The sequence below is a fragment of the Enterobacter sp. PGRG2 genome (genome assembly GCF_030291195.1).
Taxonomy (GTDB): Bacteria; Pseudomonadota; Gammaproteobacteria; order Enterobacterales; family Enterobacteriaceae; genus Enterobacter_D.
In genome coordinates, this window is sequence record NZ_CP127837.1 from 1,601,123 (window position 1) to 1,626,713 (window position 25,591).

The window sequence follows — 25,591 nt, forward strand, 5'->3', positions numbered from 1 at the left end:
GACTTTTCCGCCAGAGCTGACAACGGAGGAACCGCAATGTCACAAGATCCTTTCCAGGACCGCGAAGCTGAAAAGTACGCCAACCCTATTCCCAGTCGTGAATTCATTCTCGATCACTTATCCAAACGCGAAAAACCCGCTAACCGCGAAGAACTGGCGGTTGAACTCAATATCGAAGGCGAAGAACAGCTTGAAGGGCTGCGTCGTCGCCTGCGCGCCATGGAGCGCGACGGGCAACTGGTCTTCACCCGCCGCCAGTGCTATGCGCTGCCGGAGCGCCTCGACCTGCTGAAAGGCAAGGTAATCGGTCACCGCGACGGCTTCGGCTTCCTGCGCGTGGAAGGCCGTAAAGACGATCTCTATCTCTCTTCTGAACAGATGAAAATGTGCATGCACGGCGATATCGTGCTGGCGCAGCCGCTCGGCGCTGACCGTAAAGGTCGCCGCGAAGCGCGTATTGTGCGCGTGCTGGAGCCGCGTACCGGGCAGATCGTCGGCCGCTACTTCACCGATGCCGGTGTGGGCTTTGTGGTGCCGGATGACAGCCGCCTGAGCTTCGACATCCTTGTGCCGCCGGAAGAAGTCATGGGCGCGCGCATGGGCTTCGTGGTGGTGGTTGAACTCACCCAGCGTCCTACCCGCCGCACCAAAGCCATTGGTAAAATTGTTGAAGTGCTGGGCGATAACATGGGCACCAGCATGGCTGTCGACATGGCGCTGCGCACCCACGAAATCCCTTACGTCTGGCCGAAAGCGGTGGAAGACGAGATCGCCAGCCTCAGCGAACAGGTGCCGGAAGCGGCGAAATCAGGCCGCGTTGACCTGCGTAACCTGCCGCTGGTCACCATCGACGGCGAAGACGCCCGCGACTTCGACGATGCGGTTTACTGCGAGAAAAAACGTGGTGGCGGCTGGCGTCTGTGGGTGGCCATTGCGGACGTCAGCTACTACGTGCGCCCTGGCACCGCGCTGGACGACGAAGCGCACAACCGCGGCACCTCGGTCTACTTCCCGTCGCAGGTGGTGCCTATGCTGCCGGAAGTGCTCTCCAACGGCCTGTGCTCGCTCAACCCGCAGGTTGACCGCCTCTGTATGGTCTGCGAGATGACCATCTCCACCAAAGGGCGCTTAACCGGCTACAAATTCTATGAAGCGGTGATGAGCTCCCACGCGCGTCTGACCTACACCAAGGTCTGGCATATGCTGGAAGGCGATCAGGAGCTGCGTCAGCAGTACGCTCCGCTGGTCAAACACATCGAAGAGCTGCACAACCTCTACAAAACCCTGAACCAGGCGCGCGAAGAGCGTGGCGGCATCTCTTTCGAGAGCGAAGAAGCCAAGTTCATCTTCAACGCGGAACGCCGTATTGAGCGCATCGAGCTGACTGAGCGTAACGACGCCCACAAGCTGATCGAAGAGTGCATGATCCTCGCCAACATCTCGGCGGCGCGTTTTGTCGAGAAAGCGAAAGAACCGGCGCTGTTCCGTATTCACGATCGTCCGACTAACGAAGCCATCACCTCCTTCCGCTCGGTACTGGCTGAGCTGGGCCTGGAGCTGCCGGGCGGCAGTAAGCCGGAGCCGGGTGACTACGCGGCGCTGCTGGAATCCATCGCCGATCGTCCCGATCATGAAATGCTGCAAACCATGCTGCTGCGCTCCATGAAACAGGCGATTTACGATCCGGAAAACCGCGGTCACTTTGGTCTGGCGCTGCAACAGTACGCACACTTCACCTCGCCGATCCGTCGTTATCCCGATCTGTCGCTACACCGCGCCATCAAATACCTGCTGGCGAAAGAGCAGGGGCACGAAGGCGACAGCACCGAAACCGGCGGCTGGCACTACAGCGTGGAAGCGATGCTGCAACTCGGTCAGCACTGTTCTATGGCCGAACGCCGTGCCGACGAAGCCACGCGCGACGTCGCCGACTGGCTGAAGTGTGACTTTATGCAGGATCAGGTGGGCAATACCTTCTCCGGGGTGATTGCCAGCGTCACCGGCTTTGGTTTCTTCGTGCGTCTGAACGAGCTGTTCATCGACGGTCTGGTGCACGTGTCCTCCCTCGACAACGACTACTACCGTTTCGACCAGGTTGGTCAGCGTCTGATCGGCGAATCCGGCGGCCAGACCTATCGCCTGGGCGACCGTGTGGAAGTGCGTGTGGAAGCGGTCAGCATGGACGAGCGTAAAATCGACTTCACGCTGATCTCCAGCGAACGCGCGCCGCGTAACGTCGGCAAAACCGAACGCGAAAAAGCCAAAAAAGGCGCGCCGGGACGTAACGCCAGCCGTCGTCGTCAGGTGGGCAAAAAAGTAAACTTCGAGCCGGATAGCGCATTCCGTGGCGAAAAAGGCAAATCAAAAGCCAAAGCTAAAAACCCGGACAGCGCGCAGCCGAAAGCGAAGAAAGAGAAAAAGCCAAAGGCGCCTTCTGCGAAAACGCAAAAAATCGCGGCGGCGACCAAAGCAAAGCGCGCAGCGAAAAAGAAAGTCGCTGAATAACGCAGGCTCTGCGCAATAAATAAAAGCCTCTTATAATAAGGGGCTTTTTTTTATTTTCGCGGTTAGTTAATTTTCAGCAATAGATATTTATTATTTGTCATTAGGCTCAAAGCCCGGCGGTGTAGAGTAGCTCAATAATTATTATTTTGCTGATGAGCAAATTCTCAAGGAGCTACTATGCATCTGGCCCGTTTTCCGCGCCTCTCGTTAGGTCATTTCCCCACGCCGCTCGAACCTTTAGATAATCTGAGTAAATTACTGGGCGGACCGAAAATATGGATCAAGCGCGATGACGCCACCGGACTTGCCACCGGGGGAAATAAAACCCGCAAACTGGAATTTTTGCTGGCCGACGCGCTGCAAAAAAACGCCGATGTGATTATTACCCAGGGCGCAACCCAGTCGAATCACGTGCGCCAGACTATTGCCGGCGCGGCAAAATTAGGCTTACCGGCGAAAGTGCTGCTCGAAAAGCGCGTCACCGATTTCGGCGAAGATTACCAGCGATCCGGTAACGTTTTGCTTGATGAACTGCTCGGCGGCGAGATAGTCGCCCATCTGCCGGGCGGCACCGACATGCAGCAGGCGATGGACGACTATGCCGCCAGGCTGCGCGAACAGGGCTTTAACCCTTATGTCATCCCCGGCGGCGGCTCTAACCCCATAGGCGCGCTGGGCTACGTGGCCTGTGCCGAGGAGCTGCTTTACCAGTCCTCCCAATTACGCTTACGCATCGATCACGTGGTGCACGCCACCGGCAGCACCGGCACCCAGGCGGGCCTTGTCGCCGGATTTACTGCGACCAATAGCCATGTGCCCGTGCTCGGCATCAGCGTGCGCGCGCCGAAAGAGAAGCAGGAAGAGAACGTATGGAACCTGGCCTCCCGCACCCTTGCGCTGCTGGGTGTGGCGGGCGAGCTGCCGCGTAACCGGGTGGTTGCCAACAGCGATTACGTGGGCGACGGCTACGGTTTACCTACTGACGGCATGACAGAAGCGCTGCGCCTGCTGGCACGTCACGAAGGCATTCTGCTGGATCCGGTCTATTCCGGGAAAGGCTTTGCCGGGCTGGTGGATCTGATCCGCAACGGTCATTTCCGCCAGGACGAAAACGTGGTGTTTATCCACACCGGCGGTTCGGCGGGGCTGTTTGGTTATCGTCAGGTGCTGGAAAAATGACACCCTTCCTGCTCGGCGTGCTGGGCGGCATGGGGCCGCTGGCCACGGTAGATTTTATGGCAAAGCTGCTGGAGGCCACGCCTGCGCAGCGCGATCAGCAGCAGATCCCGGTGCTGGCGTGGAACGTGCCGCAGATCGCCGACCGGCAACAGGCGCTGGCGGGCACCGGCCCGTCGCCCTTGCCGCAGTTGCTCAACGGTATCAACACTTTAAACGCCGCAGGGGCGAGCCACATCGCCATCCCCTGTAACACCGCCCATCACTGGTTTGCGGCATTGCAGGCGGCAAGCGCCGCGCCGCTGGTGCATATCGTTGAGGCCACCCTCACGCAGATCCGCCCTGAGCACGCTACGCGCGTTGGAGTGATCGCCACCAAAGGCACGCTCGACGCGGGCTGGTATCAGCAGGGGCTGCGCCGTCTGGGCATCACGCCGGTGCTGCCCGACACTCATGAGCTGGAAACGCTGTTTGTACCGGGCTGCTACGCGGTTAAACGCGGTGCGCTGCGTGAAGGCGGCGAGTTACTGGCGCGCCAGGCGCAGGCGCTGGTTGAACGCGGGGCGCAGCAATTAATCCTCGCCTGCACCGAAGTGCCGGTCGCCCTGAAGGCCATTGACTCCCCCTTTCTTTCCCACGCCGTCGATCCGGCGCAGGCGCTGGCGGAGCGCTGTTCCGCCCTCTGGCAGGATTATCGCCATTCCTGTTGTGAATAAATGCTTAGCAATAATCCGTATAAATAAATCAACGTCGGCTGAATATACTGGTCGGGCGCTAAATAATTAATTTCCTCACAGGATAATAAAATGAAAAAAAGTCTCTGCTTATTACTGGCAGCGGGTAGCTTATGGTCGCAGATTTCTTTTGCCGCCACGCCGGAAGAAGTCCGTATTGCTTATAGCGGCGGTTCGCAGGTATTAATGCTGGCAAAAGCCGATGGTTCTCTGGATAAAGCGTTAAACAGCAAAGTGAAATGGGTGCAATTTGCTTCCGGAGCCGATGCATTAACCTATTTCGCCAGTAATGCTATTGATATTGCCAATTTTGGCTCCAGCCCGGCGACGGCGGGTATTGTGCGTAAATTACCGGTGGAAATAATCGGCGTGTCCGGCGTGATCGCCAGCTACGAACGCTTAATCGGCAAAGAGGGCATCACCCGCATTAATGATATTGAAGGCAAACGTGTGGGCTATCCGCCAAACTCCACCGCGCAATATGCGCTGGAGGCGGCGATCAGCGTCAACAAACTCGACCGCAGTAAAATTACCCTGTTGCCATTGCGTCCGGCGGAAATGGTTGCCGCATGGAAGCGGGGCGATATTGACGCGGGCTACGTCTGGGCGCCCTTCGCCCAGGAGCTGGAGTCAGCTGGCGGGCACCAGGTGTTCGCCACCAAAGATCTGCAACAGGCGGGCTACCTGATCTACAACAACTATGTGGTGCGTAAAGCCTTTGCCGAACAGTACCCGGAGGTGGTCAGCGCCTTCCTGCGCGTGCATCAGGAAAAGGTCAATGAGTTCAAAAAAGATCCTGAACGTGCCGCCGCCATCGTGGCGAAAGAAGTGGGCGCGCCTGTGACCACCGCCGCCAATACGCTGGGCGGTCTGGAATACCCGACGCTGAGCGAACAGGGCACCGCCGCCTGGCTGGGCGACGGTACGCACAGCACCGACAGCGGCATCGGCAAAGCGCTGACCAAAACCTCAAACTTCCTCGCCGGAATTGGCGAGATCCGCAAGCGTGACATCCCCGCGAACTGGGACGCGGCCATCAACTCCCGTTACCTTCGCGATGCGGCGGTGAACGCAAAATGAGAGTAAGTCAGCACATCGCCATCAGCGTGCTGTCGGTGGCGATCTTTTTTATCCTTTGGCAGGTGGCGGCGACCCGGCAATGGGTGGATCCGCTGCTGCTGCCGTCGCTGACGGACATCGGTCTGACCACGGAAGAGCTGCTGGCTGACGGTTACCGGCAGGTTCCGCTCTGGCAGCATATCGCCGTCAGCCTCGCGCGGGCGCTCAGCGCCTTTGCGGTGGCGATTGTGATCGGTATTCCGCTCGGCCTGTTGATGGGCCTGTCCGACGGGCTGGCGGCAGTGCTTAATCCCTTCGTGCAGTTTCTGCGTCCGCTGCCGAAAATCGCGCTGATCCCGCTGGCGGTGGTATGGCTCGGCATCGGTGAAAGCTCGAAATTCTTTCTGATTTTCATCGCCACCTTCCTCAGCGTGGTGGTGGGGGCCAGCGCGGCGGTGGAGCGCATTGGTCGCTCGCGCATTCGCGTGGCGCAGACCCTCGGCGCTTCCCGACAACAAATTTTCCTGCGCGTGGTGTTGCCGGATGCGCTGCCGGATCTGTTTACCACCGTCAGGCTGTCGATTGGCATTGGCTGGACGTCGCTGATCGCCGCCGAAATGGTCGCCGCCAGCTCAGGTCTGGGCTGGATGGTGATCAACGCCAGCTCTTACTTACGCACCGATATCGTCATGCTGGGCATCCTGCTGCTCGGCGGTATTGGCTATCTCCTTGATTTACTTATCCTCGGCCTGCAACGCGTGTTTGTGCCCTGGGCAGGAAAAGAATAATGACTGTACAGATTGCGCTGGAGCAGGTGTCCCTGCAATTTGCGGCGAAACCGCATCCCTTTACCGTGCTGGAAGACGTCTCCCTGTCGCTTGCGAAGGGCGAATTTGTGGTGCTGTTGGGGCCGTCGGGCTGCGGCAAATCCACTATTCTTAATCTTGTGGCCGGCTTTACCCGGCCTGACCGCGGGCGGGTTCTGAGCGGCGGCGAGCCGGTACGCAAGCCCGGGCCTTCCCGCGGGATGATTTTCCAGCAGCCGAATCTGTTCCCCTGGCTGTCGGTGCTGGATAACGTCACCTTTGGCCCGCGCCTCGGCAGCCACCGCAAAGACGACGTGAACGCGAAGGCGCTGGACTGGCTGGCCCGCGTCGGGCTGAAAGGCTTTGAACATCACGCCCCCTGGCAGTTGTCGGGCGGCATGAAACAGCGCGTGGCGCTGGCGCGCGCCTGGCTGCCGGAACCGGAAGTGCTGCTGCTTGACGAGCCGTTCGGCGCGCTCGACGCCCAGACGCGCCTGATGATGCAGGAATTGCTGCGCAACGCCTGGCTGGAAACGGACACCACGCTGTTATTTGTCACCCACGACGTGGAAGAAGCGCTGTTCCTCGCCGATCGCATTCTGATCATGTCGGCAAAACCCGGCAAGATCGTGGAAGAAATTGCCAGTCCCTTCGGTCGCGAGCGCGACATTGAATCCCTGGTGGAACACCCGCGCTACGGCGAAATCAAGCATCACGTTCTGCATCGCGTCCGTCAGGAGGCAAAGCGTCATCTGAGTTAACCCCTTCATCAACCGACATCACAAAAAGGTGGAAGCAATGAGCAATAGCGAGTTAACCGCACGACTGGAACAGAGCCTTAATCAACACCGCGACGAGTACATCGCCATCTCAAAAGATATTCATGCGCACCCGGAAACCGGTAACAATGAATATTACGCCAGCGGCCTGCTGACCGCGCTGCTGGCGAAAAACGGCTTTACCGTCACGGCCAACGTCGCCGGTCACGAAACCGCCTTCTATGCGGTAAAAGAGAGCGGCAGGCCAGGACCGACCATTGCTTATCTCGCCGAATTTGATGCGCTGATCGATATCGGCCACGCCTGTGGACATAACATCATCGGCGTTTCCAGTATCGCCGCCGCCATTGCCCTTAGCCAGACGCTGGATAAAACCGGCGGCAAAGTCGTGGTGCTGGGCACGCCGGCGGAAGAGGGCGGGCTGCGCGGTAAAGGCGGCCCGAACGGCAATGTGAAAGCCCGCTTTGTTGAGCACGGATTCCTGCGGGATGTAGACGCGGCGATGATGGTGCATCCGGGCGGCAGAACACGCCTGACCGGGCCATTCCTCGCCAATAACCACCTCTACTTCCACTTTTACGGAAAACCCTCCCACGCGGGCAGCTCGCCGCACAAAGGGGTCAACGCACTGGACGCGCTGGTACTGCTCTATAACGGCATCAGCGTGCTGCGCCAGCAACTGCCGGACGGCGTGCGCATCCATGGCATCATCACCAATGGCGGCCAGGCGCCGAACGTGATCCCTGAATACGCCTCGGCGCATTTTTATATCCGCGCGGAAAGCCGTGAAGCCGTTGAAGCGCTGGAGCCACGCATCCGGGCGATTGCCGAAGGCGCTGCGCTGGCGACCGGCGCGACGGTGAAAATTGAGCATCAGGTCGGTCCGCGGGATTTCAACATCAATGACACGCTGAATAACCTGTTTCTTGAGGAGTTCACGGCCGTGGGCGAACCGGTGGATCTCAGCGCCAAAGAGGGCAAAGGATCGACGGACGTCGGCGACATCAGCCATGCGGTGCCCACTGCGCATCCGTCCATCAAGATTGGCCCGGACGATTTGATCGGCCACACGGTCGCCTTCCGCGAAGCCGCCAACTCCGAAAAAGGGTACGAAGCCTTAATCACCGGGGCGCTGGTGCTGGCGCGCGCCGGGCTACGGCTGCTCACCGAGCCTGCGCTGCTTCAGGCGGCGAAGGATGAATTTGCCGGACGACCTACCACCTCAAACGCGGCCTGATCGCCACCGGAGCCAGAAAAACAATGAAAATGACATTCTCTGCCGCCGCACTGCTGCTGGCGGCGGCTTTACCCTGGGGAAGCGCACTGGCCGAAGCCGTGAACCGTAATGCGACGCTGAACATCGCCTATGGTAACCGGCCCGGCACCCTCGATCCGTATCTCACCACCAATAACGCCACCTCTGATGTGGATCGCCATATCTTTGAAGAGCTGTTCACCATCAACGATAAGTTTGAGCCGGTGCCGGATCTGGTGGCGTCCTATACGCTGAGTGACGATCGCAAAACCTACACCTTCGTGCTGCGCGACGACGTGAAGTTCCACGATGGTCAGCCGCTCACCGCCGATGACGTGGTGGCTTCCATGACGCGCTGGCTGGCGGTATCGACGCAGGGTAAAGCTAACCTGCCGGGGGCGCAGTTCAGCAAGGTGGACGACAAAACCGTGCGCCTCACGCTGCCGGAGCCTTCACTGATCGCCCTCAACGTGCTGGCGGACGTGAAAAACATCGCCGCCATCATGCCCAAACGCCTGATCGACCAGGCCAACAGCAGCAAAAAACCGGTCACCGAGCTTATCGGTACCGGGCCATACAAACTCGCGGAGTTTAAACAGGGCGAGTATTTACATCTGACGCGCTATGACGGCTTTATGTCGCGCAAAGAGCCGTCCAGCGGACTTTCCGGCGCTAAGCCAGCCAACGTAAAAGACATCTGGTTCCGCTATATCACCGATGAGTCCACGCGGCTGGCCGGAGCGATGACCGGCGAATACGACATTGTGTTTAACCTGCCGAAAGACAATATCGATGCCCTTACCAACGCGCCGGATCTGAGCCTGGCGCGGCCCGAAAGCGGCGGTTCGCTGATCACCTATCTGTTCAACAAACAGCAAGGGCCGTTCGCTGACCTAAAGCTTAGACAGGCGTTTAACCTTGCGCTCGACGTGCACCAGACGCTGCTGGCGGGCTACAGCGATCCGCGTTTCTTTAAAGAAGATCCATCTCTGGGATTCCCGAATCAGGTGGACTGGTACAGCGAGGCGGGCAAGCCATTCTGGAACCAGCATAAACTCGAGGAGGCTCGCAAACTGGTTAAAGAATCCGGTTATAAGGGCGAAGAAGTGGTGATTATCGCCACCAAAGAGTATGCAGAGCTGTATAACCTGGCGATTGTCGCCCAGCAGGTGCTGAAACAGATCGGCGTCAAATCCCGGCTGGACGTCTACGACTGGCCGACGGTGCTGCAACGCCGTCAGGATCCGAAGAACTTCGATCTGTGCGCGCTGGAGTTCTCCATGCGTCAGGTGCTGCACCAGTATCCCTTCCTCGACTCGCGGGCGAAGTTTCCGGGTCTGAGCAACAGCCCGGAAATCGATGCGGCGCTTGATGGCATCAAGCAGGCGGCATCGCTGAAAGAAGCGCGGCCACTGGTGGATAAACTGAACGTGCTGACCTGGCAATATCTGCCGGTTATCGTGCTTGGTCACACCACGCCTGAGCCGGTCGCCCTGAAGAAAAACGTGCACGGCTACCATGATCTGATTGGGCCGGTGCTGTGGAATGTTACCGTCACGCCGTAACCGGAGACGTCTATGAAGTGGTTCTTGTTTCACCGGCTGATGGCGCTGCTGCCCGTGCTGCTGGTGGTATCGCTGGTGGTGTTTTGCCTGGTGCATCTTGCGCCGGGCGATCCGGTGCTGGTGATCCTCGGCAATGACGCCAGCCCGCAGGACATTGCCGCGCTGCGCCAGCAGATGGGGCTGGATCAGCCGCTGCTGATGCAATTTGTGCGCTGGGCGGGCGCGGTGTTGTCTGGCGATCTGGGCCACTCGCTGTTTCTCAATGCCAGCGTCAGCGAGCTGTTTTTACAGCATCTCACCCCGACGCTGGCCCTTGCGCTGTACGCGCAGCTGATCGCGCTGGTGCTGGGGCTGGGGAGCGGGGCGATCAGCGCCTGGCAGCATGGCGGCATGGCCGACCGGATCATTCGCGCGCTGGCCACCCTCGGTATGTCGGTACCGGGCTTTCTGCTTGGCCTGTTCCTGATCTTCTTTTTCGCCGTGCAGCTGCGCTGGTTCCCGGTAGTGGGCTATCGCTCCACCAACGAAAACGGGCTGCAAAACCTCTGGTATCTGACGCTGCCCGCCATTGCGCTCGGTTTTCGTATTGCCGCGCTGATCTCACGCATGACCCGCGCGGTAATGCTCGACGTGCTGCAGGAGAATTTTATTCATACCGCCCGCGCCAAAGGCGTGCCCGAGCGCATGGTGCTGCTGCGCCATACGCTGAAAAACGCCCTGATCCCGGTGCTGACCATCTGCGGGGAATCCTTCGCCTCGCTGGTCACCGGCACCATCGTCATCGAAAGCGTATTCGGCATTCCCGGCGTCGGCTCGCTGGTGGTGGACTCCATCGAGCGGCGGGATTTCACGGTGATCCAGGGCGTGGTGCTGCTGATCACCGTCTGTTACGTGCTGATTAATCTGGCGGTGGACGTGCTCAGCTATATGGTCGATCCACGCCTGTCCGTCGAGGGGAGTGAAAGCGCATGACGCGAAACAAACTCTGGCTATGGTGCGGCGTGCTGGCGGGCATTGTGCTGCTCTCGGTGTGCGGCACCTTTTTCAGCCCTTACGATCCTTATGCTATCGATCCGCTCAGCCGCCTGAAGGCCCCCGGCGCGGCGCACTGGTTTGGCACCGATAACTTTGGCCGCGATCTGTTTGTGCGCGTGGCGCTGGCGGTGCGGGTATCGTTTTCCGTCGGGGCGGCGGTGGCGGTAATAGCCGGGGCGATCGGCATGCTGACCGGGCTGCTCTGCGCCTGGTATCGCCCGGTGGATCGCATTCTGATGCGCGTCTGCGACGGGCTGTTCGCCTTTCCGTCGTTGTTGCTGGCTATCGCTATTGTCGGCGTGCTGGGGCCGAACATCGCTAACGTTGTGCTGGCGCTGTCGCTGGTATACGTGCCGTCCATTGCGCGGGTGATCCGCGGCGCGGCGCTGGTTATCAAAGAGAAAAATTTCATTGAAGCCCTGCGCGCGCAGGGGGCCTCCCCGGCGCGCATTATCTGGCTACATCTGCTGCCGAACGTGCTGTCGCCGCTGATTGTGCAGGTCACCTGGGTGTTCTCGGTGGCTATTCTGACCGAGGCCGCGCTGAGCTTTCTGGGTTCCGGCGTGCCTGCGCCCACGCCCAGCCTCGGCAATCTGTTGCTGGAAGGAAAAGCAGTGATCTTTACCGCCTGGTGGATGACCTTTTTTCCCGGCATCGCCATTGTGCTGCTGATCCTCGCGCTGAATATTATCGGCGACGACCTGCGCGACAGCGCCGAGCCGGGGCTGAAACCGCTGCCGCAGCGTGTCCTGCGCCTGCTGAAAAAAGGGGAGCAACATGGTTAATCCGCCGCCGCTGTTAAGCGTCAAAGATTTGCGGGTGAATTTCGCCACGCCGCAGGGCGTGGTGGCTCCGGTGCGCGGCGTCTCCTTTACCGTGCATCATCATGAAACGCTGGGCATCATCGGTGAATCCGGCTGCGGGAAAAGCGTCACCGCGCAGGCGCTGATGGGGCTATTGTCCCCGCGCACCAGCCGCACCGAAGGTGAAATCGCCCTCGGCGGCCAACGCCTCGACACGCTCCCGGCAACGGCACGCCGCCAGCGCAGCGGCGGCGAGATGGCGATGATTTTCCAGGATCCGCTCTCCAGCCTGAACCCGGTGCTGACTATCGGCTTTCAGATTGAAGAAAGCCTGAAGCTGCATACCGCGTTAAACCGGGCGCAGCGCCAGCAAAAACGGCTGCGCCTGCTGGAGCAGGTGGGCATTGCTGATGCCGCCCGCTGCGTCAACGCCTGGCCCCATGAGCTTTCCGGCGGCATGCGCCAGCGGGTGATGATCGCCATGGCGATCGCCAGTGCGCCGTCGCTGCTGATTGCCGATGAGCCGACCACCGCGCTGGACGCCACTATCCAGGCGCAAATCCTGCAACTGCTGGACGACATCAAACAGCAGAGCGGAATGGGGATCATCTTTATTACCCACGACCTGAGCGTGGTGGCGCGACTGTGTCAGCGCGTGGTGGTGCTCTACGCCGGGCAGGTGGTGGAAGAAACAGACGTGATGACGCTGTTTGAAAATCCCCGCCATCCCTATACCCGCGCGCTGCTGGCGGCGCGGCCCTCGCTGTCCCACACGCCAAAGACGCGGCTGGAGGAGATCCGCGGCAGCGTCCCGGCGCTGGATGCGCTGCCGGGCGGCTGTACCTTTGCCGATCGCTGTCCGCTGGCGACCGCCACCTGTCGCGCACAGCCGCCGCAACTGCGCCCGCTCGGCGGTCACGGTCATCAGGTGCGCTGCTGGCGCGCAGAAGAAACGGGAGTCATGCCATGAATCAGCCGTTGCTGAACGTACAGCATCTGTCCAAAACCTTTACCCGTCGCGGGCATAGCGTGCAGGCGGTGCAGGACGTCAGTTTTAACATCCATGCCGGGGAAACCTACGCGCTGGTCGGCGAATCCGGCAGCGGTAAAAGCACCACCGGGCGCACCCTTCTCGGTTTAACCCCGGCCTCCGGCGGGCGGGTGGATTTCAACGGCCAGTCGCTGCTGGATCTCAGTGCCGCCGGATGGCGCAGCGTGCGCAAAGACATTCAGATGATCTTCCAGGATCCGCTCTCCACGCTCGATCCAAAGCGCACCATTGGCTACAGCATTGAGGAGCCATTGATCATTCACGGCGAACGCGATGCGCAGCGTCGTAAAAAAGCGGTGGCGGCGATGCTGGAACAGGTCGGTCTGCGGGCGCAGGATGCCGGACGTTATCCGCAGGCGTTTTCAGGCGGACAGCGCCAGCGTATCGGCATCGCGCGGGCGCTGATCCTGCGTCCGAAGCTGATCATCTGCGATGAACCGGTGTCGGCGCTGGACGTTTCCATTCAGTCGCAGGTGCTGAATCTGCTGATGGATTTGCAGCGCGACTATGGCCTCGCCTACCTGTTTATCTCTCACGATCTCAATGTGGTGCGTCACGTGGCGGATCGGGTAGGCGTGATGTATCGCGGACAGCTGGTGGAAGAGGCGGCCAGCGCGCAGCTTTTTGCCCATCCGCAGCATGACTACACGCGCTGGCTGCTGTCGGCGATACTGCCTGCGCATCCCGCAGAAAAAAACCGGCTTCCTGCGGCGGTGAATGCGTAACGGGGAAGGACGTCCGGGGGCGTCGTGGGTTATAATGGGCGGGAAACACCCTTTTAACCTCTACTGAGTACCCTTCATGAGTGAAATGATTTATGGCATCCACGCGGTGCAGGCACTGCTGGAACGCGCCCCTGAGCGCTTTCAGGAAGTTTTTATTCTGAAAGGACGCGAAGATAAGCGCCTGATGCCGCTGATCCATGCGCTGGAAGCGCAGGGCGTTCCGGTTCAGGTGGCCTCCCGTCAGTTTCTGGACGAGAAAAGCGAAGGCGCGGTACACCAGGGGATCATTGCGCGCGTGAAGCCGGGTCGTCAGTATCAGGAAAACGATCTGCCGGATCTGATCGCAAGCCTGGATAAGCCATTCTTCCTGATCCTTGATGGCGTCACCGATCCGCACAACCTCGGGGCCTGCCTGCGCAGCGCCGATGCGGCGGGCGTCCATGCGGTGATCGTGCCGAAAGACCGCTCTGCGCAGCTGAACGCGACGGCGAAAAAAGTCGCCTGTGGCGCGGCAGAAAACGTGCCGCTGATCCGCGTCACCAACCTGGCGCGCACCATGCGCGTATTGCAGGAAGAGAATATCTGGATCGTCGGCACTGCGGGCGAAGCGGACCACACCCTGTTCCAGAGCAAAATGACCGGCGCGATGGCGCTGGTGATGGGCGCGGAGGGCGAAGGTATGCGTCGTCTGACCCGCGAGCATTGCGATGAGCTGATCAGCATTCCGATGGCGGGCAGCGTCTCCTCGCTGAACGTGTCGGTGGCGACCGGCATCTGCCTGTTCGAAGCGGTACGCCAGCGCGGCTAACTGTCTGCGAATAATAAAAAGGGCCATCAGATGATGGCCCTTTTTTCTGGCTGTAAAACGGCTTACGGCCTTCTGAACAGCGCGATACTGCGGCCTTCCAGTTCGAATTCCTTCTCTTTGGTAATGATCAGCCCGCGTTTGGCGGTATCGGACGTAGTCAGCTCCAGCATCCAGCCCTCATCCGTGGACTGCGGGATCAGGAAGGGCACGTTACCTTCGAACGGGTTAAACAGCACCAGCACTTCGTGCCACAGGCCTTCTTCATCATGCAAATCGTGGCGGGTCAGTGAAACGCCCAGCGTCGAGCCTTCATCCCACTGCTCCGGTTGCTGATAGCCGCCACCGGCGTTGAACCACTTGATCTCGGTGCCGTCGCGCCAGCTTTCACGGCGCAACAGCGGCTGCTTCGCGCGCATTTTGATCAGATGACGGGTGAACTCGCGCAGCGCCTCACTGCTTTCCGGCAGGTTATCCCAGTGAACCCAGGAAATCTCGCTGTCCTGGCAGTAGCCGTTATTGTTACCCATCTGACTGCGGCCAAACTCATCCCCTGCCAGCAGCATTGGCGAACCGTGGGACAGGAACAGCGTGGTGAGGAAGTTACGCTTCTGCCGTTCACGCACGTTGTTGATGCCTTCGTCGTCCGTCGGGCCTTCCGCGCCATAGTTGTAGGAGCGGTTATCGTTATGGCCGTCGTTATTGTCTTCGCCGTTATCGTCGTTGTGCTTCTCGTTATAGGACACCAGATCGTTAAGCGTGAAGCCGTCGTGGGCGGTGATAAAGTTGACGCTCGACCACGGACGGCGGCCGCGCAGATCGTAAATATCGCCGGAGCCTAACAGACGCGCAGCAAAGTCGGTGGAAACGTTGATACCTTTCCAGTATTCGCGCACCGTATCGCGGTATTTATCGTTCCATTCCGCCCAGCCCGGCGGGAAGCCGCCCACCTGATAGCCGCCCGGTCCGATATCCCAGGGCTCGCCGATTAGCTTCAGTTTCGACAGCACCGGATCCTGCATAATGGCGTCAAAGAAGCCGCCGCGCTGGTCAAAGCCTTCCGGCTCACGACCGAGAATGGTGCCTAAGTCGAAGCGAAAACCGTCGATATGCATTGATTCCGCCCAGTAACGCAGGGAATCCATGATCATCTGCAATACGCGCGGATGCGAGGTGTTAACGGTGTTGCCGGTGCCGGTATCGTTGATGTAATAACGATGCTGATCCGGCATGGTGCGGTAGTAAGAGAAGTTGTCGATGCCCTTAAAGGAGAGCGTCGGGCCGAGTTCATTACCCTCTGCCGTATGGTTGTACACCACGTCGAGGATCACTTCGATGCCCGCATCGTGGTACGCGCGCACCATGTCGCGGAAACCCTGAATACCGTTCGGGCCGAAATAGCGCGAAGCAGGCGCGAAGAAACCGAGGGTGTTATAGCCCCAGAAGTTCTTCAGCCCCTTATCCAGCAGATGCTGATCGTCCGGGAACCAGTGCACCGGCAGCAGTTCCACCGAGGTCACGCCCAGGCTCTTGATGTACTCCACCGTCGCCGGATGTCCCATGCCTTCATAGGTACCGCGCAGTTCTTCCGGAATCGCGGAATTGAGCTGCGTAAAGCCCTTCACATGGGTTTCATAGAGCACCGTTTGCGACCACGGAATGTTCGGACGGTTTTCATCTTTCCAGTCGAATTCATTGGGATCGATGACACGGCATTTTGGCGTAAAGGGCGCGCTGTCCTGGGTATCAAAGGTCAGATCTTTATCTTCATGCAGCAGCTCGTAGGCGAAATGCGCGTCATTCCACTCGATATCCCCCGCCAGTTCACGGGCATAGGGATCGAGCAGCAGTTTGTTGGGGTTAAAACGATGGCCGTTTTCCGGATCGTAGGGACCATAGACGCGATAGCCGTAGAGCGCGCCGGGTTGCAGGCCAGGCACGTAACCGTGCCAGATTTCATGGGTATATTCCGGCAGATCCAGGCGGGCGATCTCGGTTTTCCCGTCCTGATCAAACAGACAGAGTTCAACCCGTTCTGCGTGTGCAGAGAAAAGCGCAAAGTTGACACCCTCGCCATCAAAATTGGCGCCAAGACATTCGCTGGTTCCCGCCAGAATTTCAAAGCTATTATTGTTAGACATTTATTCCCTCTTATATCATATGGTTACGTATATGACAGACGAACAGCAATCGACATTTTCAAGGTGGATCTGGTCGGTAAGCGCCACTTCTTCTCCGGTAAGAAGATCGCGATAACGACGGTTAGCCAGGGCCGCAGCCAGGTTGACCGCCGTCTGTGGCCAGCGTTGCGGGGCAGTCAGCGCGTCGCCCGCCTGCTGCATTGGCAGCACCAGCCGCGGCGCGATAACAATCAACGCATCATTACCCTGCTGACGGGCGAAGGCGATCAGGTGATCGGCGTTATCGCCTTTTGCCGCCAGCGGCACATAGTCGCCACGGCGGAACAGATCGGGTTTACGCTGGCGATAATGCAGCACATGGGTGATCACCTGCTGCTTGAGCGCGCCGCTCATCCAGTCTGCTTCTGAGGTCGGCACAGGCTCGTCATCGCTGAACAGATGCTGCTCAAGGGCGGCAAAGTCCGGCTCGCGGCGGTTATCCGGATCGACGAGGCTGAAGTTAAGGGTTTCGCTGCCCTGATAAATATCCGGCACGCCGGGAGCGGTAAGCTTGATCACCGTCTGGGTCAGACTGTTGACAAGGCCCGCGCGGACAAAGGGTTGCAGCGTCTGGTAAAAATCTTCCAGGAAAGCCTGGTTGTCCGGGGAGAGCAGATGACGGGCATAGTCGAGCACCACGGTTTCATAGACGTCGTTGCTGTCGGCCCAGTCAGTGCGCAGCTTCGCTTCACGCAGCGCCTTTTCCACGAACGGAATAAAGCGTTCTTCCAGCGCCGCTAAACCGGCGGTGTCCTGGGGCGTCAGGGTGACCGGCCAGACGCCCGCCAGCGCCTGGTACAGCATCCAGGCGAGTTCCGGTTTTGGCGTCGGGCCATCGAACAGCACGGTGACTTTGCTGTCGTTCATCTGATGCCAGCGCGCTACGTGCGCCGCCCATTCCTCCGGCGCTTCGGTAAGGGTATAGAGCCGTGCGCGGGCATCTTCACCGCGTTTGGTGTCATGGGTCGAGGTGCCCGACAGCGCATCCGGCTGTCGTTCAAGACGGGTTTTCATCTCGGCGTGGAAACGGTCAAGGGAGAAGACGCGCGGCAACGGTTCAGCGCCCACTTCGTTAAGCGCCAGATCCAGGTGCTGACGGAAGAACAGCGTGTCTTCCACCGATTTTGCCATCAGCGGCCCGGTAAGCTGCTGGAAACGGGTGCGGAAAGTGGCAGCAGCCGGATCAGCGCTGGCAAGAATGCCCGCCACGAAATCAAGCGCTTCGGTATCCGGGGCGTAATCGCTGTTTTTTACCCGCGCAACCACTTTTTGCAGCAGTTGCTGACTGGCCTGCGGCAGGCCGCTGGCGGTGCCATAGGTACGGTAAACCGGGAAGGCCACCAGCAGTTCGCGCAGGGCCGCGCGCACCAGGCTTTCATCCAGCGTGCGGTTTTGCGTGGCGGCGATCTCCATCGCCAGGCGCAGCAGAGTGGTGAATTCCCCTTCGAAATTGCGATCCGCCATCAGCAGCTTGGCGGCGCGCAGTTCGGCTTTCATGTCCACCGGTTTGCCGACCGCCTCGTCGTAGGCCTGACGCAGCGCGTCCAGCTTATCGTCATCCACCAGCACGTCAGAGAGTGCGGCAATAAACTCATAGCCAGTGGTGCCGGAGATCGGCCAGTCTTCCGGAATGTGCTCGCCCTTGCCGAGGATTTTTTCGACGGTGATGTAGCACTCCGGTCCGGCGGTCTCACGCAGCCGCGCCAGATAGGCCTGCGGATCCGCAAGGCCATCCACATGATCCACCCGTAGTCCGTCCACCGCGCCGGAATGCACCAGTTCGAGGATCAGCCGGTGGGTATCATCAAATACGGTGTTATCTTCCACGCGCACACCGGCCAGCCCGGTGATCTCAAAGAAGCGGCGATAGGAGAGGTCGCGCGGCGCATCGCGCCAGGACATTAACCGCCACGGCTGCTGATCGTGCAGCGCGGCGATGTCAGCCTTGTCGGTCAGCGCCAGCACTTCCGCTTCGCGCCCCTGCCAGCTGGCGGGCGTCAGCGGGTAAAAGTTGTCGAAATAGGCCAGCGCCGGACGTCCGGTTTTCGGATCGGGCTTGACGCTGATCTCATCGTTCGCCAGCACCGCTTCAAAGGTATCGCCGAGGAACGGCAGGGTCAGGCGGCGCGACCAGTCGATATCGAAATGCCGCGCGTAACGGCTGTCTTCGCCATGTTCGATCACATCGCGCCACCAGGGATTTTCCAGCGAGGCGGCCATATGGTTCGGCACGATATCGAGGATCAAACCCAGACCGGCGGCTTTCAGCGCCTGCGCCATGCGGTCAAAGCCTTCGCGCCCGCCAATGGTCGGATCGATTTCGTTGGCGTCGGTCACGTCGTAGCCGTGGGTTGAGCCGCTGGTGGCGGTAAACACCGGTGAAGCATAGAGATGGCTGATGCCGAGCCGTTTCAGGTAGGGCACCAGCGCGGCGGCACGATCAAAGGTCATGCCGTTGCGGAACTGAATACGGTAAGTCGAGGTTGGGATACTCACGATATATCTCCCGGGGCAAGACGGACAATAATGGAATCAGGCGGCAGATCCGCCGCCGGGGAGCGCCAGACATAGATGGTCTCGCCGGGTTGATCCGGCAGCGGCTGATGCCGGTCGCTGATATTGAGCGCCATGGAGAGCGTACCCTGCGGGAAGCGCCAGCTGACGGCGAGATAACCTTCAGCCGTCTCCACCACCTTACCGCTGTTGCCGCCCGCCGTTGCCAGCAGCGGGACAATATACTGCTTACGCACATCCAGCAGCGCCTGGGTAAAGGCCAGCCACTCCTCGCCTTCCGGCGTGTCCAGCTTCTGCCAGTCAAGTTTTGAACGGGCAAAGGTCTGCTCCGCATTCGGATCCGGCACGCTTTCGCCTTCATGACCCGCATGGCCTTCAAACTCTTTCGCGCGGCCTTCCCGTACCGCTTTCGCCAGATCGCCATGGAAATCGGTGAAGAACAGGAACGGCCTGGTTTCGCCGTACTCTTCCCCCATAAACAGCAGCGGAATATGCGGCGATAATAGCAGCATCGCCAGCAGCACGCGGGTGCGCTCTGCGCCCGCCAGGGAAATCAGACGGTCGCCCTGGGCGCGGTTGCCGGTCTGGTCATGATTCTGGATGAAATCCACAAAGGCGGTCGGCGGCTGGCCGGTACTTTTCACGCCGCGCGGCTCGCCGGACTGCACCGAAACTTCACCCTGATAGGCAAAGCCTTCCGCCAGCGTACGCGCCACCAGCTTTTCCGGCTCGCGGGCAAAATCCTGGTAATAGGCGTGGGTTTCGCCGGTGGCGAAGACGTGCACGGCATTGTGGAAATCGTCGTTCCATTCGCCGGTAAACAGCGGCACCGAACCGTCTTTTTCGCGCGGATGCAGGAAGGTGACGTTACGGCAGTCTTCGGTGGTCAGATGCACTGGCCGATCGGTGATGCGCTCGCGGATGCGTTCAGCAATCTCAATCAGCAGATGTTTCTCTGAGGTATCTTCGATCTGATCGATGGCGTCAAAGCGCAGGCCGTCGAGGTTGTACTCTTCCAGCCAGTAGAGCGGCGCTTCCAGCATATAGCGGCGGGCGGCGTCCACATCATAGGCGATGCCTGCGCCCCAGGGCGTATGGCGCTCTTTATGGAAGAACTCCGGCGACAGCAGCGGCAGATAGTTGCCTTCCGGCCCGAAATGGTTAAGCACAATATCCAGCACCACCGACAGCCCGTGGCCGTGGGCGGCGTCGATAAAGGCCTTGAAATCGTCCGGCGAACCATAGGCCGCATGGGGGGCGTACAGCAGCACGCCGTCATAGCCCCAGCCGCGGTTGCCGCCAAACTGCGAGACGGGCAGCACTTCGATCATGGTGATGCCGGTTTGCGCGAGGTACGGCAGTTTGTCGATGGCGGCGCGGAAAGTGCCCTCCGGCGTAAAGGTGCCGATGTGCATTTCGTACACCACGCTTTCTTCCCATGCCCGGCCCTGCCAGTCGGTGTTCTGCCAGGCATAGTGTGCCGGATCGACGACCAGCGACGGGCCGTTCACATCGGCTTTTTGCGCGCGGGAGGCGGGATCCGGCACCGCCATGCCGTCAGGCAGCACATACTGGTATTCCGCGCCCGGCGCGACGCCCGGCACCGTCAGTTCAAACCAGCCGTCGCCCACCGCGTTCATTTCTTTGTCTTCCCCGGCAAGCCGGAGCATTACCCTCGGGTGACCGGAAGCCCACAGACGAAAACGCACGCCATTGGCCTCTGTGTATTCGGCCCCCCAACTCTTCGTAAAGGTCCTGGACGACATACAATTACCCCGTATAGCTCATCAGTGAGCACAGAATTGATGTGCAATGGTCACGTTCCCCACAGCAGTTGCAAATCAATCATAGTTCAGATACGGCAACTGAAAGGGCTTCTGATAAAGAAGAGATCCGGGCGGCCGGACGGCGTCTGTGGGGGCGGATGGCGCTTTTGTGATAAAGCTCCGGACCAAAAACCTTACCGCTATCCATACTTACCGGCGATGCCAATGAAGGAGGGACACAGAATGCGCTGGCAAACCCACACCGTTTTTAATCAGCCGTTGCCGCTCAATAACAGCAATCTTTTTCTTTCAGACGCCTCGCTGCGTGACGCCGTGGCCCGTGAAGGCGCGGGCTGGGACACCGAGCTGCTGGCAAGTATCGGTCAACAACTGGGCACGGCGGAGTCTCTTGAACTGGGGCGTTTAGCTAACGTTAACCCACCCGAACTGCTGCGCTATGACGCCACCGGCGAGCGGCTGGACGATGTCCGTTCCCACCCGGCCTGGCACCTGCTGATGCAGGGGCTGTGCGCCAACCGGGTACATAATCTGGCGTGGGAAGATGAGGCGCGGGCGGGATCGTTCGTCGCCCGCGCGGCGCGCTTTGTGCTGCATGCGCAGGTGGAGGCGGGCACCCTTTGCCCGGTAACCATGACCTTTGCCGCCACGCCGCTGCTGCAACAGACGCTGCCCGCGCCGTTTCGCGACTGGTTAAAACCGCTGTTAAGCGATCGCTACGATCCGCATGTCCTGCCCGGCGCGCAAAAACGTGGCCTGTTGATCGGCATGGGAATGACGGAAAAGCAGGGCGGATCCGACGTGTTGAGCAATACCACGCGGGCGGAAAAAAGCGGTGATGTTTACCGGCTGGTGGGCCATAAATGGTTTTTCTCGGTGCCGCAAAGTGATGCGCATCTGGTGCTGGCTCAGGCCAGCGGCGGTCTGTCCTGCTTCTTCGTGCCGCGTTTTCTGCCGGACGGCACGCGCAACGGCGTACGCCTTGAGCGGCTGAAAGACAAGCTCGGCAACCGCTCGAACGCCAGCAGCGAAGTGGAATTCCATGACGCCTGCGGCTGGCTGCTGGGCGAGGAGGGGGACGGCGTACGGCAGATACTCAAAATGGGCGGACTGACGCGCGTTGACTGCGCGCTGGGCAGCCACGGCCTGATGCGCCGCGCCTTTTCCGTGGCCCTCTATCATGCGCACCAGCGCCAGGCGTTCGGCAAAAATCTGGTCGATCAGCCGCTGATGCGTGACGTGCTCAGCCGGATGGCGTTACAGCTGGAAGGGCAGACCGCGTTTCTGTTCCAGCTGGCGGGCGCGCTGGATCACCGCACCGATCCCGAGGCGGCGCTGTGGGCGCGACTGTTCACGCCGGTGGCGAAATTCGCCGTCTGTAAGGCGGGCATTCCTTTTGTGGCGGAAGCGATGGAAGTACTTGGCGGCATTGGTTATTGCGAGGAGAGTGAACTGCCGCGCCTGTACCGCGAAATGCCGGTCAACAGCATCTGGGAAGGCTCCGGCAATATCATGTGTCTGGACGTGCTGCGCGTGCTGGCAAAACAGCATGGCGTGATGGATCTGCTGACGCAGGCGTTCGGGGAGGTGAAGGGCCAGGATCGGCATTACGACCGTGCCTGGCGGCAGTTGCAGCGGCTGCTGCGTAAGCCGCAGGAAGCCCGGGCCCGGGAGATCGCGCAACAGCTTTACCGGCTGGCGGCCGGGGCGCAGATGCTGCGCCACGCATCGCCGCCGCTGGCGCAGGCCTGGTGTCAGATGATGCTGGATACCCGTGGCGGCGCGCTGATAAACGAGCAGGTGCAGAATCACCTGCTGTCGCGCGCCACGGGCGGCGTGGGTTAAAGGCGGAACAGGCTGACCAGCTGGCTCAGATGGCTGCCTTTTTCCCGCAGCGTGCGGGCAATATCTTCACTGCGTGATGCACGATCGGCGGTGATGTGCGTGGCTTCGCCAATGTGCGTCATCGCCAGATTCACCTGGCCGATACCGGCAGACTGTTCCCGTGAGGCGTGGTTAATCTCGGTCACCAGCTGATTAATGTTGCCCATATGATCGATGATCGCCGACATCGCCTTCTGCGTCTGTTCTGACAGGGCGTGGCCTTCCGACACTTTCGCCAGCGTATCGGCGATCAGCTCCTCGATCTCTTTCACCGCCTGCGCACTGCGCGCCGCCAGCGCCCGCACTTCCTGCGCCACCACGGCGAACCCTTTGCCATGCTCGCCTGCCCGCGCCGCTTCCACGGCGGCGTTCAGCGCCAGAATGTTGGTCTGGAAGGCAATGGATTCAATGACCTGAGTAATGGCGGCGATACGCTGGGAGGCGTCACGAATATCGTTCATGGTCGCCACCGCGCGGCTGACGGTCTGGCCGCCCTGCTGCACAGCGCCAGAGGTGTCATGCACCAGACGCTGGGTCTGATCCATGTTTTCCGCGGTTTGCTGTACCGTGGCCGCCAGCTGTTCCATGCTGGCGGAGGTTTCTTCCACGCTGCTGGCCTGCTTGTTGATCTGCTCGGTGATCTCTCCGCTGTCGGCAGCCAGGGTGGTGGTGCCCTGATTAATCTCACCTGCGGCTTCGCGTACCTGATGCACCATGTTTTGCAGACCGTGACCGATGCCGTTAATGGCCTCGATCAGCTGGCCCACTTCATCCTTGCTTTTCACTGCCAGCGTGGCGCGTAAATCACCCGAGGCATAGTGCTGCGCCAGCTGAATAACATCCCGCAGCGGGCGGGTCAGCCAGCGGCGGATGATCACCACAAAGAGCGCGGCAAACAGCAGCGAGATCACCACGCCTGCGATCAGGAACTGGTTACGCATGGTGTTAACATCGCGTAGTAGCACGGCTTTGTCCACTTCCCCGACAATCGTCCAGTTCCAGCCGGGCAGGGCGATCCACGACATCATCAAAGTCCGGCCATCGGCATCAGTGCGCGCCAGCGTACCGGATTCGCTGCCGAGCAGCGCTTTCTGCGTGGCGTCATCCCACTGGGGGCGCTTTCCTTCTTCGCGCGGATGGAACAGGTAATTGCCATAATTTTTACCGGCGTTGCGATCCAGTACGTAGAAATGCCCGCTCTCGCCGAGACGGCGTTGCAGGATCTTATCGCGCATGATGCCCCAGGAACGGCTGATATCCACGCCGACGAAGAGAATGGCGATGATATTGCCGCTGGCGTCTTTTACCGGCTGATACTGGGTGATATAGCGTTTGCCGAACAGCAATGCCAGACCGCGATAGGCCTCGCCACGTATGACGGGAGCCAGCACCGGGCTGGCGCTGTCCAGCTTCGTGCCGATGGCGCGATCGCCGTTTTCTTTACGCAGCGAGGTCGCCACGCGCACGAAATCATCGCCGCTGCGCACGAACAGCGTCGCAATAGCGCCGGTACGGTTCAGAAAATCGTCCGGTACGGCATTATTTTCGTGCAGCTCAATCTCACCGCCTTTTAGCAGCGGCACCGTTATGCCCTGAATAGTGCGGGTTTGCGTGGTATCCACGCTGATCGGCTGCGGAATAAAACTGGTGAATAAACGCGTGTAGCTCTCAACTTCTTCACTGAGGCTGGTATTGAACATCTCGACCATATCCACTACACCGGTGGACTGACTGTGAAGATCTTCAACGGCGAGGGTTTCGAGCTGTTGGCTGGCGTTACGACTCATCAGGAAGGTGAACAACAGGAAAAGCACAGCAACGCTCACGCCTGTCATCAGAGAAAGCCTGGTGCCCAGACCGGCATGGCGAAAAGACGCGTTCATAAAATATCCATTGATCGAAAGGTGTGCGTCGTTCAACGGCAGCTACGCGCTAATATTTAGTGAATCTATGTAACAAAAAGTAACAAGAAATTATTGACTTAGTAACAGTAGGGTAATTAAAAACCAACAAAAAGAAAAGCCACCATTAAAGGTGGCTTCGGAGAGCTACGCATAAAGTATGGCCTGCACGCGCCAGTTATCGGCCCGTCGATCCTCCTGCATCGCAATAATGCGATACCAGGACGCGCCCTGCTCATCCGCCTTAAAGGCGATGACCCGTTCTACATCCTGTGCACTGCCATAAACATTATTTACTGAGATCAGGCCGATTTCATTCAGCCCGGTGACGCAATCGGCACTGGCGAATTCGGCGGACTGCGCCGTTGTGCTCACTAAACCCAGTGAGAGCAGCAGCGTGGTTAAGGCAAGCGATCGTTTCATTTGTCAGCTCCATTTAACGTTACCCTGAGTCATGGCAGGGCAATCCATCGCGTATAAATCCTCTCCCTTGCCGAAGCATCGAATTTATTGTGCACAGGAATACGTCTAAAGGTGCAAAGCAGTGTAAATCAACCTTAAAAAACAATGCGCCGTTACTGACGATACAAAATGGCCTGAGAATACCACTGGCCGGTAAAAACAGTATCGTCATTGAGAAGAATGACGTAATAATCCGCTTTAGCTGCGGCGGCTTTGGCTTTGATTTCCGCCTCCGCATCCATCGGAGAGCCTTTAACCATCACGCTGATGGTGCCTAAACGCTGTAAACCTTCAGTCTGATTGCGGCTGATCTCCTGCGGCTCACTCTTCGCCGGAGGCGGGGGCTGCGGTGTACCCTGTAATGCGCTACAGCCGCTCAGTAATAATGCCAGTACAACAGGGGCGAACCGGCTCATTGTTGTTTCTCGTTTCCTGATTGGCATAGTGTAGTTCCTCGTGAATTTCCCTTTGGGGGAATGTTCCCGAAATGTTATCTGAAACGTGATTTTTGACTAAAAATCACCCGAAAGCGTAATGGACGTCTCACCATTATGGCAAAACATCGTCG

General features: G+C 59.4%; 20 protein-coding genes. 14 read left to right on the forward strand and 6 right to left on the reverse strand.

What is annotated here, in order from left to right:
* Positions 1-36 precede the first annotated feature (36 nt).
* From rnr to rlmB, 13 genes are all read left to right on the forward strand, one after another.
* Entirely contained in the window at positions 37-2,505 is a 2,469-nt protein-coding gene (rnr, locus tag QRD42_RS06945) for a ribonuclease R (RefSeq protein ID WP_318364484.1), read from the forward strand.
* Between the two features lie 177 nt (positions 2,506-2,682).
* Positions 2,683-3,684, forward strand: coding sequence for a D-cysteine desulfhydrase (locus QRD42_RS06950; RefSeq protein WP_318376454.1), 1,002 nt, complete (start codon positions 2,683-2,685; stop codon positions 3,682-3,684).
* Complete coding sequence (locus QRD42_RS06955; RefSeq protein ID WP_321988482.1) at positions 3,681-4,397, forward strand: aspartate/glutamate racemase family protein; 717 nt, start codon at positions 3,681-3,683, stop codon at positions 4,395-4,397. Before QRD42_RS06950 ends, QRD42_RS06955 begins: the two co-directional genes overlap by 4 nt.
* A gap of 90 nt (positions 4,398-4,487) precedes the next feature.
* Complete coding sequence (locus tag QRD42_RS06960; protein WP_083580979.1) at positions 4,488-5,495, forward strand: glycine betaine ABC transporter substrate-binding protein; 1,008 nt, start codon at positions 4,488-4,490, stop codon at positions 5,493-5,495.
* Positions 5,492-6,262 carry an ABC transporter permease gene (locus QRD42_RS06965; RefSeq protein ID WP_088220546.1) on the forward strand — a complete coding sequence of 257 codons (771 nt, stop codon included), beginning with the start codon at positions 5,492-5,494 and terminating at the stop codon, positions 6,260-6,262. The genes QRD42_RS06960 and QRD42_RS06965 overlap by 4 nt, the downstream gene beginning before the upstream one ends.
* A complete protein-coding gene (locus QRD42_RS06970; RefSeq protein WP_321988483.1) occupies positions 6,262-7,041 on the forward strand; it encodes an ABC transporter ATP-binding protein in 780 nt (259 codons plus the stop codon). Before QRD42_RS06965 ends, QRD42_RS06970 begins: the two co-directional genes overlap by 1 nt.
* Positions 7,042-7,078: 37 nt before the next feature.
* Positions 7,079-8,296, forward strand: a complete 1,218-nt coding sequence (locus QRD42_RS06975; protein ID WP_321988484.1) for a M20 family metallopeptidase — start codon at positions 7,079-7,081, stop codon at positions 8,294-8,296.
* Positions 8,297-8,319: 23 nt separating this feature from the next.
* Positions 8,320-9,879: an ABC transporter substrate-binding protein gene (locus tag QRD42_RS06980; RefSeq protein WP_321988485.1), complete on the forward strand. Its 1,560-nt coding sequence runs from the start codon at positions 8,320-8,322 to the stop codon at positions 9,877-9,879.
* A gap of 12 nt (positions 9,880-9,891) precedes the next feature.
* Complete coding sequence (locus QRD42_RS06985; protein ID WP_321988486.1) at positions 9,892-10,851, forward strand: ABC transporter permease; 960 nt, start codon at positions 9,892-9,894, stop codon at positions 10,849-10,851.
* On the forward strand, positions 10,848-11,699 hold the full coding sequence (locus QRD42_RS06990; RefSeq protein ID WP_072570283.1) for an ABC transporter permease: 852 nt from the start codon (positions 10,848-10,850) through the stop codon (positions 11,697-11,699). Before QRD42_RS06985 ends, QRD42_RS06990 begins: the two co-directional genes overlap by 4 nt.
* Positions 11,692-12,687 carry an ABC transporter ATP-binding protein gene (locus QRD42_RS06995; RefSeq protein WP_321988487.1) on the forward strand — a complete coding sequence of 332 codons (996 nt, stop codon included), beginning with the start codon at positions 11,692-11,694 and terminating at the stop codon, positions 12,685-12,687. The genes QRD42_RS06990 and QRD42_RS06995 overlap by 8 nt, the downstream gene beginning before the upstream one ends.
* Positions 12,684-13,493: an ABC transporter ATP-binding protein gene (locus QRD42_RS07000; protein WP_321988488.1), complete on the forward strand. Its 810-nt coding sequence runs from the start codon at positions 12,684-12,686 to the stop codon at positions 13,491-13,493. The genes QRD42_RS06995 and QRD42_RS07000 overlap by 4 nt, the downstream gene beginning before the upstream one ends.
* 76 nt (positions 13,494-13,569) lie before the next feature.
* Complete coding sequence (gene rlmB / locus QRD42_RS07005) at positions 13,570-14,301, forward strand: 23S rRNA (guanosine(2251)-2'-O)-methyltransferase RlmB (protein WP_072570286.1); 732 nt, start codon at positions 13,570-13,572, stop codon at positions 14,299-14,301.
* 62 nt (positions 14,302-14,363) lie between these two features.
* On the opposite strand, the gene glgX is transcribed toward rlmB, so the two are convergent.
* Genes glgX through treZ form a run of 3 tightly spaced genes read right to left on the reverse strand, consistent with a single transcriptional unit; the run spans position 14,364 to position 20,758 of the window.
* Positions 14,364-16,439: a glycogen debranching protein GlgX gene (gene glgX / locus QRD42_RS07010; protein WP_318364483.1), complete on the reverse strand. Its 2,076-nt coding sequence runs from the start codon at positions 16,437-16,439 to the stop codon at positions 14,364-14,366.
* Between the two features lie 15 nt (positions 16,440-16,454).
* Positions 16,455-18,974, reverse strand: coding sequence for a malto-oligosyltrehalose synthase (gene treY / locus QRD42_RS07015; protein WP_321988489.1), 2,520 nt, complete (start codon positions 18,972-18,974; stop codon positions 16,455-16,457).
* Entirely contained in the window at positions 18,971-20,758 is a 1,788-nt protein-coding gene (gene treZ, locus QRD42_RS07020; RefSeq protein ID WP_321988490.1) for a malto-oligosyltrehalose trehalohydrolase, read from the reverse strand. The genes treY and treZ overlap by 4 nt, the downstream gene beginning before the upstream one ends.
* A 243-nt stretch (positions 20,759-21,001) precedes the next feature.
* On the opposite strand from treZ, the gene QRD42_RS07025 reads away from it, so the two are divergent.
* A complete protein-coding gene (locus QRD42_RS07025; protein WP_321988491.1) occupies positions 21,002-22,621 on the forward strand; it encodes an isovaleryl-CoA dehydrogenase in 1,620 nt (539 codons plus the stop codon).
* Here QRD42_RS07025 and QRD42_RS07030 read toward each other — a convergent pair.
* The 3 genes from QRD42_RS07030 to bsmA all read right to left on the reverse strand — a co-directional run bounded on the left by QRD42_RS07030 (position 22,618) and on the right by bsmA (position 25,466).
* A complete protein-coding gene (locus tag QRD42_RS07030; protein ID WP_321988492.1) occupies positions 22,618-24,543 on the reverse strand; it encodes a methyl-accepting chemotaxis protein in 1,926 nt (641 codons plus the stop codon). The genes QRD42_RS07025 and QRD42_RS07030 overlap by 4 nt on opposite strands.
* Before the next feature lie 165 nt (positions 24,544-24,708).
* Positions 24,709-24,984 (reverse strand): DUF1471 family protease activator YjfN, encoded by a 276-nt coding sequence (yjfN, locus tag QRD42_RS07035; protein ID WP_072570292.1) that lies wholly within the window; start codon positions 24,982-24,984, stop codon positions 24,709-24,711.
* 152 nt (positions 24,985-25,136) lie between these two features.
* A complete protein-coding gene (gene bsmA, locus QRD42_RS07040; RefSeq protein ID WP_072570293.1) occupies positions 25,137-25,466 on the reverse strand; it encodes a biofilm peroxide resistance protein BsmA in 330 nt (109 codons plus the stop codon).
* Positions 25,467-25,591: the final 125 nt, after the last annotated feature.